The organism is Kitasatospora sp. NPDC087271 (genome assembly GCF_044744605.1).
Taxonomy (GTDB): domain Bacteria; phylum Actinomycetota; class Actinomycetes; order Streptomycetales; family Streptomycetaceae; genus Kitasatospora.
The window spans coordinates 363785-376297 of the sequence record NZ_JBIUYQ010000001.1 but is presented as its reverse complement, the minus strand read 5'-3'; the positions used below and the strand labels follow the sequence as shown (position 1 = coordinate 376297).

The window sequence follows — 12513 nt, the reverse complement described above, 5'->3', positions numbered from 1 at the left end:
GGGAGTTCGAGGAGGGGGCGGGGGTAACGGATAACAGCTGACAGATGATGAAATCTGTCAGCTGTTATCTGTCATCCGTTCGCCGTCAGTTGTCGGCCGGAGGCTGTGGACCGGAGGCTGTGGACCGGCTACGGCTGGACCCGCCCCGTCACCTCGCCGAACCCGATGACGGCGCCGTCCGGCCCCGGCGCGGTGGCGGTGATGGTGACCTCGTCGCCGTCCTCCAGGAACGTCCGGGTGGTGCCGTCCGGGAGCTTCAGCGGCTCCTCGCCGTTCCACGTCAGCTCGATCAGCGCGCCGCGGGTCTCCGGCTCCGGCCCGCTGACGGTGCCCGAGGCGAACAGGTCGCCGGTGCGCAGCGAGGCGCCGTTGACCGTCATGTGGGTGAGCTGCTGCTGTGCCGTCCAGTACATCGAGGCGAACGGCGGCCGGGACACCAGGTGCCCGTTCAGCCGGACTTCCAGCGCCAGGTCCAGTCCCCACGGTTCGCCGCCGCGGTCGTCCAGGTACGCCAGCGGCTCGACGTCGCGCTCGGGCGGCGCGACCCGGGCGTGCTGCAGGGCGTCCAGCGGGACGATCCACGGGGAGACGGAGGTGGTGAAGGACTTACCGAGGAACGGGCCGAGCGGCACGTACTCCCAGGCCTGGATGTCGCGCGCGGACCAGTCGTTGACCAGGCAGACGCCGAACACGTGCTCGCGGAAGTCGTCCAGGACGACCGGTCGGCCCAGCTCGGACGGGGTGCCGACGACGAAGCCGACCTCCGCCTCGATGTCCAGCCGCCGGGTCGGCCCGAACGACGGCGCCGGGTCGGAGGGGGCCTTGCGCTGCCCGTGGGGCCGCACCACCGGGGTGCCGGAGACGACCACCGTGCCGGCCCGCCCGTGGTAACCGATGGGCAGGTGCTTCCAGTTGGGGGTGAGCGGCTCCGAGCCCGGGCGGAAGATCCGGCCCAGGTTGGTGGCGTGGTGCTCGGAGGCGTAGAAGTCGACGTAGTCGGCGACCTCGAACGGCAGGTGCAGCTGGACCTCGCCCGCCGGCAGCAGCGCAGGCGACAGCGCCTCGCGGTAGGACTCGTCCGTCAGCCACCGCGTGAGGTCGGCCCGGACCTGCGTCCAGGTCGAACGCCCCGCCGCCAGCAGCGGGTTGAGCGAGTCCGCGGCCAGCAGCACGGACGGCGCCCCGGCCGCCCGGGCGGCCGCCGCGGCGTCCAGCACGAAGTCCCCGACGCGCACGCCGATCCGCCGCCGGCCGGGCTGGTCGGCGGCGGTGAACACGCCGTACGGCAGGTTGTGCACGCCGAACGGCGAGTCCTGGGCGCTGGCGAGCCAGCTGCGGGGGGTGGTGCTCAACGGTCCTCCTGGGGCTGTGACGTGGACGGCAGCAGGCCGAGCGCGGCCAGGTCGTCCAGGGGCTCGGCGATGCTGCACGTGCCGAACGCGGTGAACGAGTTCCGGATCACCGTGACCTGACGATCGGTCAGCGCGTGGACGGCCTTGGCCAGCACCGCGCCGTCGCGTTCCGCCAGCACCGCCGCTGCTGCGGCCCGGTCGGTCTCCTGCGCGGCCAGCAGCACGTTGAGGAAGCCGTGGTGCTCGAAGCCGGTGGTCGGGTCGGTGTGCCGGACGGCGTTGTGCAGTCCGGCGGTGCACTTGTACGGCAGTCCGCGCAGCGCGCAGCCGGTGAGGAAGGCGGCCAGTTCCTCCTCGTCCGGGAACGCCTCGGCCACCACCCCGCCGGTGCGGAACTTCGCCCGGTAGGGGCTGTCGACGAGCACGTCCAGCACTTCGCCCAGGCCGTCGCCGCGCAGGAGTTCGCGCGGCAGCTCGATGGCGGCCGGGACGTCCGGCGGCAGCAGCCGGTCCAGGGCGGCGACCGCCTCGGCGGCGTCCCGGACGGCGAGTTCGACGCCGGCCACCTCGAAGGACGCGGCGGCGGCGAGCGCCGGGCCGAGTTCGGCACTGCCCCCCGGCAGTACGAGCCCGACCCCGAGCGGCGCACCGCCCGCCACCGCCGCGGCCAACTCGCCCAGCCGGCCGGCCCCGCACAGGAGCGGGCCGACCGCCTCGGCGTACCAGGCCGCGCGGTGCCCGCGGTGCGCGGGCACCGCCTCGGCGACCGGCAGGTTCCCCGGGGGGAACACCGCGGCGTCGTCGAAGAGCCCGTGGAACAGCTCGGGGATCGCCCCGGTGGCCGGTGAGTCGGGCGCGGTGGACGAGGCGGCGCTCATCGCCCGGGCCCCCGCCCGGCCCAGGTCCAGGCGTAGTCGCCGTCCTCGCCGGCCCGGCCGCCCTCGCCGAGCTCCAGCGGGCGGAACGTGTCCACCATGACGGCGAGTTCGTCGAAGAACTCCACGCCGATGCTGCGCTCGTAAGCGCCGGGCTGCGGCCCGTGGGTGTGCCCGCCGGGGTGCAGCGAGATCGAGCCCTGGCCGATGCCCGAGCCCTTGCGGGCCGCGTAGTCGCCGCCGCAGTAGAACATGACCTCGTCGCTGTCCACGTTGGCGTGGTAGTACGGCACCGGGATCGACAGTGGGTGGTAATCCACCTTGCGGGGAACGAAGTTGCAGATCACGAAGCCGTTGCCCTCGAACACCTGGTGGGCCGGCGGCGGCTGGTGGACCCGGCCGGTGATCGGTTCGAAGTCCCGGATGTTGAAGGCGTACGGGTACAGGCAGCCGTCCCAGCCGACCACGTCGAAGGGGTGGTGCGGCACGGTGTAGCGGGTGCCCGAGACGCCGTTCGGGCCGCGGTGCTTGACCAGCACGTCGACGTCTCCGGCGGCGTCCCCGGTGGCGTCGACGACCAGCGGGCCGACCGGGCCGCGGAAGTCCCGCTCGCAGTACGGCGCGTGCTCCAGCAGCTGCCCGTACTTGGAGAGGTAGCGCTTGACCGGGGTGATGTGGCTGTTCGCCTCGATGCAGTACGCACGCAGCGGTTCGTCCCCGGCCGGCACCCAGCGGTGGGTGGTGGCGCGCGGGATGATCACGTAGTCGCCCTGGCCGACCTCGATCGAGCCGAAGACCGTCTCGACCGTGCCGGAGCCGGACTCCACGTACACGCACTCGTCACCGAGTCCGTTGCGGTACAGCTCGCTCGGGGCCCCGGCGGCGACGTACGAGATCCGCACGTCGCCGTTGCCGAGGACCAGGCGGCGGCTGCCGACGACGTCCGCGGACTTCCACTCCTGGTCCGCGAACAGCTCGTGCAGCTTGAGGTGGCGGGGGAGCAGGGGGTGGTTGGGCACCGTGGACTGGTCCGGCAGCTCCCACGGCACCGCGTTCACCACGGCTGAGGGGATGCCCCGGTGGTAGAGCAGCGAGGAGTCCGACGAGAACCCCTCCTCGCCCATCAACTCCTCGTAGTACAGCCCGCCTTCGGGTGTGCGGTGCTGGGTGTGCCGCTTGGGCGGGATGCTGCCCAGCTGCCGGTAGTACGCCATCTCCCTGCTCCTCCTCGACCGTGCTCAGCCGACCGTCCTCACGGTACGCCCGACCGTGCTCAGAGTTCCCCGGCACTCACAGGTTGCCGCGGGCGTCCTGCTCGCGCTCGATCGCCTCGAACAGCGCCTTGAAGTTGCCCTTGCCGAAGCCCAGCGAACCGTGCCGCTCGATGAACTCGTAGAAGACGGTGGGGCGGTCGCCGATCGGCTTGGTGAAGATCTGCAGCAGGTAGCCGTCCTCGTCGCGGTCGACCAGGATGCCGCGCGACTTCAGCTCGTTGATGTCCACCCGCACCTTGCCGATCCGGGCGCGCAGCTCCGGGTCGTCGTAGTACGAGTCGGGGGTGTCGAGGAACTCCACGCCGCGCGAGCGCAGCACGTCGACGGTGGTGAGGATGTCGTTGGTGGCGAGCGCCATGTGCTGGCAGCCGGGGCCGGTGTAGAACTCCAGGTACTCGTCGATCTGCGACCGCTTCTTGGCGATGGCCGGCTCGTTGAGCGGGAACTTCACCCGGTGGTTGCCGCTGGCGACGACCTTGGACATCAGGGCGGAGTAGTCGGTGGCGATGTCGTCGCCGACGAACTCGGCCATGTTCACGAAGCCCATGACCCGGTTGTAGAACGACACCCACTCGTCCATCCGGCCCAGCTCGACGTTGCCGACGGCGTGGTCGAGGGCCTGGAACAGGCGCTTGGGCGAGCCCTCCGGGCGCTGGACCTTGCTCTGCGCGGTGATGTACCCCGGCAGGTAGGGGCCGTGGTAGCGGGAGCGGTCGATCAGGGTGTGGCGGGTCTCGCCGTAGGTGGCGATGGCCGCGCGGCGCACGGTGCCGTTCTCGTCGGAGACGTCGTTCGGCTCCTCCAAGACGGTGGCGCCGGTCGCGCGGGCGTGCGCGATGCACTTGTCGACGTCCGGGACCTCCAGCGCCAGGTCGACGACGCCGTCGCCGTGGCGGCGGTGGTGGTCCAGCAGCGGGCTGTCCGGCAGCACCCCGCCCTTGATCACGAAGCGGCAGGAGCCGGAGCGGAGCACGAAGGCCTTGCGGTCACGGCGGCCGGTCTCCGGGCCGGAGTAGGCGACCAGCTCCATGCCGAACACGGCCTGGTAGAACTGGGCCGTCTGGGTGGCGTTGCCGACCACGAAGACGACCGCGTCCTGCGCGGTGACGGGGAACGGGTCGGTGGCCGGGTCGTGCTCGACGAGGCCGACGAGGCGGCGCAGCTGGTCGGCGTCGAGGCCGGCCTCGCGCTCCTCGGGGGTCAGCTCAAGGGCGTGGGACTGCGGGGTCATCGGTCGTTCCTCCACTTTTGGCCTCGGCTCTGAGGCGTCCGCTTGAGGCGGCCGCGCCGCGAACGGGTGGGCGGTGCGGCTGGCGGAGAGCTTGCTCCTGTCCGGGTGGCTGGGCAACAGGTCGGGATTTCACTGTTCAATGTGTACAAGCTGATCAGGAAATCCCGCATTCGGCTGCGCAAAATGTGCTGCCGATCGGGACCGGTTCACGGGGCCCGCGACACCGGGTCCTGGGCGGTCCCGAGCGGGGGGAGGTGGCGCAGGAACCAGGCCCCGGCGAGCTCGGCGACCTGGTCCAACGTGCCCGGCTCCTCGAACAGATGGCCCGCACCCGGCACCACCGCCAGTTCGCTCACGCAGTGCAGCCGGGCCCGGGCCCGCCGGTTCAGGTCGATCACGGTGGTGTCCAGGCCGCCGACCACGAGCAGCGTCGGGGCGCTCACCCGGCCCAGGACGTCGGGACCGGCGAGGTCGGGGCGCCCGCCGCGGGAGACCACCGCGCCGACGGCGGGCCCGAGCGCGGCGGCGGTGTGCAGGGCGGCCGCGGCGCCGGTGCTGGCGCCGAACAGGCCGAGCGGCAGGCCGCGGGTCTCCTCCAGCCGGCCCAGCTCCTCGGCGACGGCAGTCAGCCGGTCACCGAGCAGACCGACGTCGAACACCTTGCGGCGGTCCGGCTCCTCGGCCTCGGTGAGCAGGTCGAACAGCAGCGTGGCCAGCCCGGAGCGGTTCAGGTACCGCGCGACGTGACGGTTGCGCGGGCTGCGCCGGCCGCTGCCGCTGCCGTGCGCGAAGAGCACGATGCCGCTCGGTGCGGCGGGGACGGTCAGGCGGCCGGCGAGGCGCACACCGGCGGCGCGCAGGACCAGCTCGCGGTCCACGTCCACCGGCCCCGGCGCGCGCCGCCCGCCCGCGGCCTCGGCGAGCAGCCGCAGGACCTCCTCGTCGCCGGTCTGCGCGAAGTCCCCGTAGAACTCGCCGATCGCGAAGAACGGCGACGGTGTGCCGACGCAGACCAGCTCGTCGGCGACCTCGGACAGGCGCTCCGTCCAGTCCGCCGGGGCCACCGGGACGGCGAGCACCACCCGGGCCGCGCCCCGGGCCCGGACGATCCGGCAGGCGGCCCGGGCGGTGGAGCCGGTGGCGACGCCGTCGTCCACCACGATCACCGTGCGGCCGCGCAGGTCGGTGGGCGGGCGGCCGCCCCGGTAGCGGCGGGCCCGGCGCTCCAACTCGGTGCGCTCGCGCCGCTCCACGGCGGCCAGCTGGTCGTCGCCGACCCCGGCCAGCCGGATGACCTGCTCGTTCAGCACCCGGACGCCGTCCTCGCCGATCGCCCCCATGCCCAGCTCGGGCTGGTAGGGCACGCCGAGCTTGCGGATCACGCAGATGTCCAGCGGCGCGCCGAGCGCGGCCGCCACCTCGGCGGCCACCGGAACCCCGCCCCTGGGCAGCGCCACCACCACGGTGTCGGCGCCGCCCAAGTGGCCCACGCGGGCGGCCAGCCGCCGGCCCGCGTCGGTCCGGTCGGTGAAGTGGGTCCCGGTGCCGTGCATGACGCGCCCTCCGTGTTCCACGGTACGTCCGGGCGCCACCGGGCGGGGCACCGAGGAGACGGGGCACCGGGGGCGTGGGCCGGAGGTGCGGACCGGGGTGCGGACCGGGGGTTCAGGCCCGTGCCCCCGGTCCGCACCCCCGGGGTCGTTCCACGTTCCGCGCGGCGGCTACGGCCGCATCTCGTACGCGCCCGACAGCTCCTCGACCCGGGCCCACACGGCGGCGGCCCGCTCCGCGTTGGCGACCGGCCGGCGCACGTTCGCCAGCGCCCAGGCGGCCTGCTCCGGGGTCGTCGAGGCCTTGCCGTGCAGCTCGGTCGCGTGCGCGGAGAAGTCGCGGACCAGCGCGTCGAAGATCTGGTCCAGGACGTCCTCGTCCAGGCCGGTCAGCTCCGCCTGCTCCAGCACCAGCTGGCCGTAGACGATCAGTGCGAACAGCTGGCCGATCTCCAGCAGGAAGTCCAGGTCCGCCTGCTGCTCCTTGCTCGGCGCGTGGCTGAGCAGCAGCTCGCAGAAGCCGTCGGCCTGTTCGCGGAAGCGGGCGACGTTCGGCAGCTGCGTGTGGCGGTCGTACGCGGTGCGCCAGTCGTGGAAACGGATCGCGCCGAGGCCGCGGGCCGCGCCCTGGCGGAACAGGAAGGCGTCATCGGCGGCGTCCAGCCGGGTCGGCACCGGAGCGTAGTCGCTCGGGGCGAACAGGTAGTTGCCCATGAACTTGAGGATCAGCGCCAGGTTGACGTGGACGGTGCCCTCCAGCTTCGGCAGGCCGCGGATGTCCTTCGCCGCCTTGTCGAAGTAGGTGTCCGCCTCGAAGCCCTTGGCGGCGATGACGTCCCACATCAGGTCGATGACCTTCTCGCCCTCGGTGGTGACCTTCATCTTGGTCATCGGGTTGAACAACAGGTAGCGGCGGTCCTCGGGGGAGGCGGTGCGGAAGTAGTCCACGGCCCGCGCGCTGAACATCTTCATCGCCACCAGACGGGCGTACGCGTCGGTCAACTCCCGTCGCACGTGGGGGAAGTCGGTGACCTTCCGGCCGTACAGCACCCGGTTGTGGGCATGCGTGACGGCCTCGTACATCGCGTGCTCGCAGATGCCGACCGAGGCCGTGCAGAGGTTGAACTTGCCGACGTTGACGGTGTTCAGCGCGGCGTCGAAGGCGGCCTGCCCGGTGTGCAGCACGTCCTCGGCGCGCACCGGGTAGCCCTCCAGCCGGAACTCGCTGACGTACATCTGGGCGTTCACCACGTTCTTGACCAGGTGGTACGCGTCGTGGCGGCTGTCGGCGGCGAAGAAGACGTAGCCCTCGGGGCCCTCGACGTCGGAGCGGCGGCCGAACACCGAGACCAGGCCGGCCACGTTGCCGTTGCCGATGTAGTACTTGGAGCCGGTCGCGGTGAAACCTCCCTCGCCGTCCGGGGTGAGGATCATGTCGGTGGAGTAGATGTCGGCGCCGTGGGTGCGCTCGGAGAGGCCGAACGCCATGACGTGACCCTCCGTCAGGAGCTTGGCGGCGCGGGCCCGGACGGCCTCGTTCTTGCTCTGCCAGACCGGCCCGAGGCCGAGGATGGTGACCTGCCAGGTGTACCAGTAGCCGAGGCCGTAGAAGCCGAGGATCTCGTTCAGCTCGGCGATCCGGGAGGTGTCCCAGCGCTTGCCCGGGTCGGCCGCGGACGGGGTCAGGAACTCCGCGAACAGGCCCTCCTTGGCGGCGAATTCGAGGAAGTCGGCGTACCAGGTGCGGTCGACGTAGGTGTCGATCAGCGCCTTCTTGCCGCGGGACTCGAACCAGTCCACGGTCGCGCGCAGCAGCCGGCGGGTCGGCTCGTCGAACTGCGCGGGGTCGTACGTACGCGGGTTGAAGAGCATCACGGGCTCCCGGGGGTCGAGGGTGAGGGGTCGAGGGTGAGGGGTGGCGGGTGAGGAGGCGGCGGGTGGTGGCCGGCGGGTGACGGCGAACAGCGAACAGATGACAACTGACAGATTTCAGATTTCAGCGTTCAGATTCTGTTATCTGTCACCCGTCATCTGTGACCTGCCATCCGCGGCGAGGCGGTGCAGGGTGGCGAGCACGTCGTCGAGCCAGGCGAGGGTCATCCGCTCGTACTCGATGCCGCCGCGCAGCACCACGTGCTGGAGCTCCTGCTGGGTGTCGAGCGCGGTGAGGTCGGGGAAGTCGCGCTGCTCGCCGTGCAGGTAGCGGGCGAGCAGGGCGGCGTGGCTCTCGCGGTGCCGTTCGACCTCGGAGATCAGCGCGGCCGGGTCGTCGAAGGCGGCGGCGCGGATCTTGACCGCGAGCTCGTGTCGGACGGACTCCGGCTCGACCGGTTCGCGCAGCCAGCCGGCGAGCACGGCCCGTCCGGCGTCGGCCGCCGAGTAGACCTTCTTGTCCGGCCGGCCGTCCTGGGCGACCTCTTCGGCGGCGACCCAGCCGTCGGCCTCCATCCGCCGCAGCACCTTGTAGATCTGCTGGTGGGTGGCGGTCCAGAAGCGCCCGATGGAGCGGTCGAAGCGCCGGGCCAGTTCGTAGCCCGAGCCAGGCTGCTCCAGCAGTGAGACGAGGATCGCGTGCTCCAGTGCCATGTTCGGCATCCTCCTATGCAACGAATTGCATAGGCAATGGGGGTCCGGAGTGGTGAGACGCAGGTCACCGGCGTGATCGGATGGTTATCGAGCATTTACGGCCAAAAGGCGCAAATCGTCGGAGAAGCGCCAGAATGGGTACGGGGCATGCGCCCTCCATGTTCCGAACCATAGGAGGTGGTATCGGTGTCTACCCAGATTCCGATGGGCATGGAGCATCACCCGGACATCGTCGAACTACGGGAGCACTACGAGCGGATCACCTCGACCCCGCGCGCCCAGGCCACGGAGGCCCTGGCCGTGCTGGCGGGCCTCTTCCTGGCGGCATCGCCATGGATCGTCGGCTTCACCGCCTTCAACACGCTGACCGTGACCTGCCTGATCGTCGGCCTGGCCTACTGCGTGCTGATGGCGGGATACGGGTCGGCCTACGAGCGCACCCACGCGAGGGCCTGGGCGGCCACCGTGCTCGGCGCGTGGACGATCGTCTCCCCCTGGCTCGTCTCCGGATCGGCCGCGCAGGGCAGGAACATCGTCACCTGCGTCATCGTCGGTGCCGTGATGTTCCTGCTCGGTCTCGCGGCGATCTCGATGGCCACGATCACGGCGAACGGAGCAGCGATGCGACTCGGCCGCGCCGGCCGCGCCAAGGGCTGACGTCACTGACAGCCCGTGTCCGGGGCGTGGAGGGCCGAACCGTCCTCCGCGCCCCGGCGCACGTCGTCAGGGAGCCGCGGCCGTCACGGGCGGGTCGGTGGCCGTCACGGGCGGGTCATCCGCAGGACGTCGAGGGCCTCGTCGAGCTGCGCACGGGTGAGCTTGCCCTGTTCCACGTAGCCGTGCTCCAGCACGACCTGTCGGATCGTCTTCCGCTCGGCCAGCGCCCGCTTGGCGACCTTCGCCGCCTCCTCGTACCCGAGGTAGCGGTTCAGCGGGGTGACCACCGAGGGGGAGGACTCCGCGTACTCCCGGGCCCGTTCGACGTTGGCGGTGATGCCGTCCACCGTCCGGTCCGCCAGCAGGCGGGCGCTGTTGGCGAGCAGCCGCACCGACTCCAGCACGTTGCGGGCGAGTACCGGGAGCATCACGTTCAGCTCGAAGTTGCCGCTCGCGCCGGCCAGGGTGACCGTCGCGTCGTTGCCGACCACCTGGGCGGCGACCATCAGCACCACCTCCGGGAGCACCGGGTTGACCTTGCCCGGCATGATCGACGAACCGGGTTGCAGGTCCGGCAGGTTGATCTCGCCGAGGCCGGTGCGCGGGCCCGAGCCCATCCACCGCAGGTCGTTCGCGATCTTCGTGAATCCGACGGCCACCGTGCGCAGTTGCCCGCTCAGCTCGACCAGGGAGTCGCGGGCGCCCTGCGCCTCGAAGTGGTCCCGCGCCTCGGTGAGCGGCAGGCCGGTGGTGCGGGCGACCTCCTCGATCACCGCCGCCGGGAAGCCCGGCGGGGTGTTGATCCCGGTGCCCACCGCCGTGCCGCCGAGGGGCAGTTCGGCGACCCGGGGGAGCGTCGCCAGCAGCCGCTCCCGCCCGTGCCGGACCTGGGCGGCGTAGCCGCCGAACTCCTGGCCGAGGGTGACCGGCGTGGCGTCCATCAGGTGCGTCCGGCCCGACTTGACCACCTGCGCGAACTCGGCGGCCTTGCGCTCCAGCGCCTCCGCCAGGTGCTCCAGCGCCGGGATCAGGTCGTGCGTGACGGCGGCGGTGGCGGCGATGTGGATCGAGGACGGGAAGACGTCGTTGGACGACTGGCTGGCGTTCACGTGGTCGTTCGGGTGGACCGGGCGGCCCAGCCGCTCGGCGGCCAGGGTGGCGATCACCTCGTTGGCGTTCATGTTGGACGAGGTGCCCGAACCGGTCTGGAACACGTCCACCGGGAACTCGTCGTCCCACCGCCCTTCGGCGACCTCCTCGGCCGCCGCCGCGATCGCCGCCGCCGTGTCCTCGTCCAGGACGCCGAGGCGGGCGTTCACCCGGGCCGCTGCGGCCTTGATCCCGGCCAGCGCGGCGATGTGCGCGCGCTCCAGCCGCTGGCCGGACACCGGGAAGTTCTCCACCGCCCGCTGCGTCTGCGCCTGCCACTTCGCGGCGGCCGGCACCCGGACCTCGCCCATCGAGTCGTGCTCGACGCGGTACTCCCGCTGGTTCTCCTGCTCGTCACCCATCACGCGCTGCACCTCCTGAACGGGCCGGTGGTCCGGCCCCGAGCGGTCTCCGATCACCACAGCCGCGCGTGGGCCCCGGGTATTTCCTCCCGGCCGCATCCGGTTGTCGCAGCCCGGCCACGCTCGCCGTTCCGGCCCGGCCGCGTCCACGGTGACGGTCGGGCCGCGTCCGCCGGGCCGTGTCCGTGGTCACCGTCGCGTCCGCCGGGCCGTGTCCGTCGTTACCGCCGCGTCCGCCGGGCCGCCCCCGTCGTTACCGCCGGGGCAGCTCGGCGCGGACGAGTTCGCCCGGCGCGGTGCCGGCCTGGGCGACCAGGGCGCCGCCCGGCGCCCAGAAGCCGGAGCCGCCCGAGGTCTGCGGCTGCTCGCCGCTCGCCCCGGCAGAAGTGGCCAGCACGGCCCACACCCCGTGGGCGGCGGCGCGGTCGCGGAGGTGCCCGTCGCGGCGGGCGGCCTGCGCGGGCCCCGCGCCGTACAGGGTGGAGGCGACGTAGGCGTCGATGCCGAGCGCGGCGGTCTCCTCGGCGTGCGTGGGATCGGCGGCGTCGGCGCAGATCGCGAGGCCGAACCGCAGGCCGTCCAGTTCCAGGACGGCGGGTCCGTCGCCGGGGGTGAACCGGTCGTGCTCGGCGCCGTGCAGCCGCGTCTTCCGGCACGCGACGACGGCGCCTTCACCGGTGACGGCCAGGGTGGCGATGGACTCGCCCCCGCCGGGCTCGGTGACCGGCGCGCCGACCAGGGCGGTCGTGCCGGTCGCGGCGCAGGCGGCGACCAGCGGGGCGAGGCGCGGATCGGCCGGGCCGAGCGCGGGCGCGGCCAGGTCGTACCCGGTCAGGGACAGCTCGGGGAACACCACCAGGCGCGCGGCGGCCTCCCGTACCGCCTGCGCGTGCCGTTCGACGTTCACGGCCAGGGTGTCCGGGCGGCCGGCGTCGGCGCAGGCGGGCTGGGCGACGGCCACGGTGACGGTGGCGGTGGCGGCGATCAGGGGTGCGGGCATGGCGGTGCCTCCGGGCGCGAGGTGGAAAAGATCAACGTATGCGCAGGTCCGGGCGGTGGACAAGGGTTTCGCGTGGCAGCCGGGAGGGAGGCGGCCGGGGCGGACGCACGTACCGCTCCGCGTTGTCCCTGGAGCGGCCACTGGCCCGGGGCATGATCACCCGAATGGATGAATAGCTGCGTGGAGTGCTTCAAACTGCCGTACGCCACTTCGTACGCTCCTGCCTGGGCCGGATTCACACCGGCCCCACCCTGATCGCCGCTGCTCGGCATCATCGCCGTGCGGCATCACCGCCGCTCGGTGCGGGTGACCGGCTAGTGGGGGCGGACTCATGACGACGACAGGGCGGGGCATGGCCGGGGGCACGGAAGACCGCGGGGGGACGGACCCGGGGGTGGAGTCGAGGACGGCCCCGGGCGCGGCTCCGGAGACGGGCCACGGGAAGGGCCGTGGAAACGCCAGGGGCGGCGGGCTCAC

General features: G+C 72.4%; 10 protein-coding genes. 1 reads left to right on the top strand and 9 read right to left on the bottom strand.

Annotation, left to right across the window (positions count from 1 at the left end; all coding sequences use genetic code 11):
* Nucleotides 1-128: 128 nt before the first annotated feature.
* The 7 genes from fahA to ACIO9K_RS01615 all read right to left on the bottom strand — a co-directional run bounded on the left by fahA (nt 129) and on the right by ACIO9K_RS01615 (nt 8868).
* Entirely contained in the window at nt 129-1352 is a 1224-nt protein-coding gene (gene fahA, locus ACIO9K_RS01645; RefSeq protein ID WP_363616527.1) for a fumarylacetoacetase, read from the bottom strand.
* Nucleotides 1349-2230: a hypothetical protein gene (locus ACIO9K_RS01640; protein WP_400326011.1), complete on the bottom strand. Its 882-nt coding sequence runs from the start codon at nt 2228-2230 to the stop codon at nt 1349-1351. The genes fahA and ACIO9K_RS01640 overlap by 4 nt, the downstream gene beginning before the upstream one ends.
* Nucleotides 2227-3441, bottom strand: coding sequence for a cupin domain-containing protein (locus ACIO9K_RS01635; RefSeq protein ID WP_363616531.1), 1215 nt, complete (start codon nt 3439-3441; stop codon nt 2227-2229). Before ACIO9K_RS01635 ends, ACIO9K_RS01640 begins: the two co-directional genes overlap by 4 nt.
* Nucleotides 3442-3517: 76 nt before the next feature.
* Complete coding sequence (gene hppD / locus ACIO9K_RS01630) at nt 3518-4732, bottom strand: 4-hydroxyphenylpyruvate dioxygenase (protein WP_400326007.1); 1215 nt, start codon at nt 4730-4732, stop codon at nt 3518-3520.
* Between the two features lie 206 nt (nt 4733-4938).
* Nucleotides 4939-6285: a phosphoribosyltransferase family protein gene (locus ACIO9K_RS01625; protein WP_400326004.1), complete on the bottom strand. Its 1347-nt coding sequence runs from the start codon at nt 6283-6285 to the stop codon at nt 4939-4941.
* A 168-nt stretch (nt 6286-6453) separates the two neighbouring features.
* Complete coding sequence (locus ACIO9K_RS01620; protein WP_363616535.1) at nt 6454-8154, bottom strand: acyl-CoA dehydrogenase family protein; 1701 nt, start codon at nt 8152-8154, stop codon at nt 6454-6456.
* A 141-nt stretch (nt 8155-8295) separates the two neighbouring features.
* Complete coding sequence (locus ACIO9K_RS01615; RefSeq protein ID WP_400326000.1) at nt 8296-8868, bottom strand: PadR family transcriptional regulator; 573 nt, start codon at nt 8866-8868, stop codon at nt 8296-8298.
* A gap of 186 nt (nt 8869-9054) precedes the next feature.
* Between ACIO9K_RS01615 and ACIO9K_RS01610 the strand changes: the two genes are divergently transcribed.
* On the top strand, nt 9055-9525 hold the full coding sequence (locus ACIO9K_RS01610) for an SPW repeat protein (protein WP_063349890.1): 471 nt from the start codon (nt 9055-9057) through the stop codon (nt 9523-9525).
* A 104-nt stretch (nt 9526-9629) separates the two neighbouring features.
* Here the strand turns inward: ACIO9K_RS01610 and ACIO9K_RS01605 are convergent, their stop codons facing one another.
* Both ACIO9K_RS01605 and ACIO9K_RS01600 read right to left on the bottom strand, forming a co-directional pair.
* Nucleotides 9630-11036: a class II fumarate hydratase gene (locus ACIO9K_RS01605; RefSeq protein WP_363616539.1), complete on the bottom strand. Its 1407-nt coding sequence runs from the start codon at nt 11034-11036 to the stop codon at nt 9630-9632.
* A gap of 253 nt (nt 11037-11289) precedes the next feature.
* Complete coding sequence (locus ACIO9K_RS01600) at nt 11290-12036, bottom strand: carbon-nitrogen hydrolase family protein (RefSeq protein WP_400325996.1); 747 nt, start codon at nt 12034-12036, stop codon at nt 11290-11292.
* Nucleotides 12037-12513: the final 477 nt, after the last annotated feature.

Coding starts and splice junctions, on each gene's coding strand:
- ACIO9K_RS01615 (WP_400326000.1), bottom strand. CDS start 8,868: ATGGCACTGGAGCACGCGATCCTCGTCTCACTGCTGGAGCAGCCTGGC.
- ACIO9K_RS01605 (WP_363616539.1), bottom strand. CDS start 11,036: ATGGGTGACGAGCAGGAGAACCAGCGGGAGTACCGCGTCGAGCACGAC.
- ACIO9K_RS01600 (WP_400325996.1), bottom strand. CDS start 12,036: ATGCCCGCACCCCTGATCGCCGCCACCGCCACCGTCACCGTGGCCGTC.
- ACIO9K_RS01635 (WP_363616531.1), bottom strand. CDS start 3,441: ATGGCGTACTACCGGCAGCTGGGCAGCATCCCGCCCAAGCGGCACACC.
- ACIO9K_RS01625 (WP_400326004.1), bottom strand. CDS start 6,285: ATGCACGGCACCGGGACCCACTTCACCGACCGGACCGACGCGGGCCGG.
- ACIO9K_RS01640 (WP_400326011.1), bottom strand. CDS start 2,230: ATGAGCGCCGCCTCGTCCACCGCGCCCGACTCACCGGCCACCGGGGCG.
- ACIO9K_RS01620 (WP_363616535.1), bottom strand. CDS start 8,154: ATGCTCTTCAACCCGCGTACGTACGACCCCGCGCAGTTCGACGAGCCG.
- hppD (WP_400326007.1), bottom strand. CDS start 4,732: ATGACCCCGCAGTCCCACGCCCTTGAGCTGACCCCCGAGGAGCGCGAG.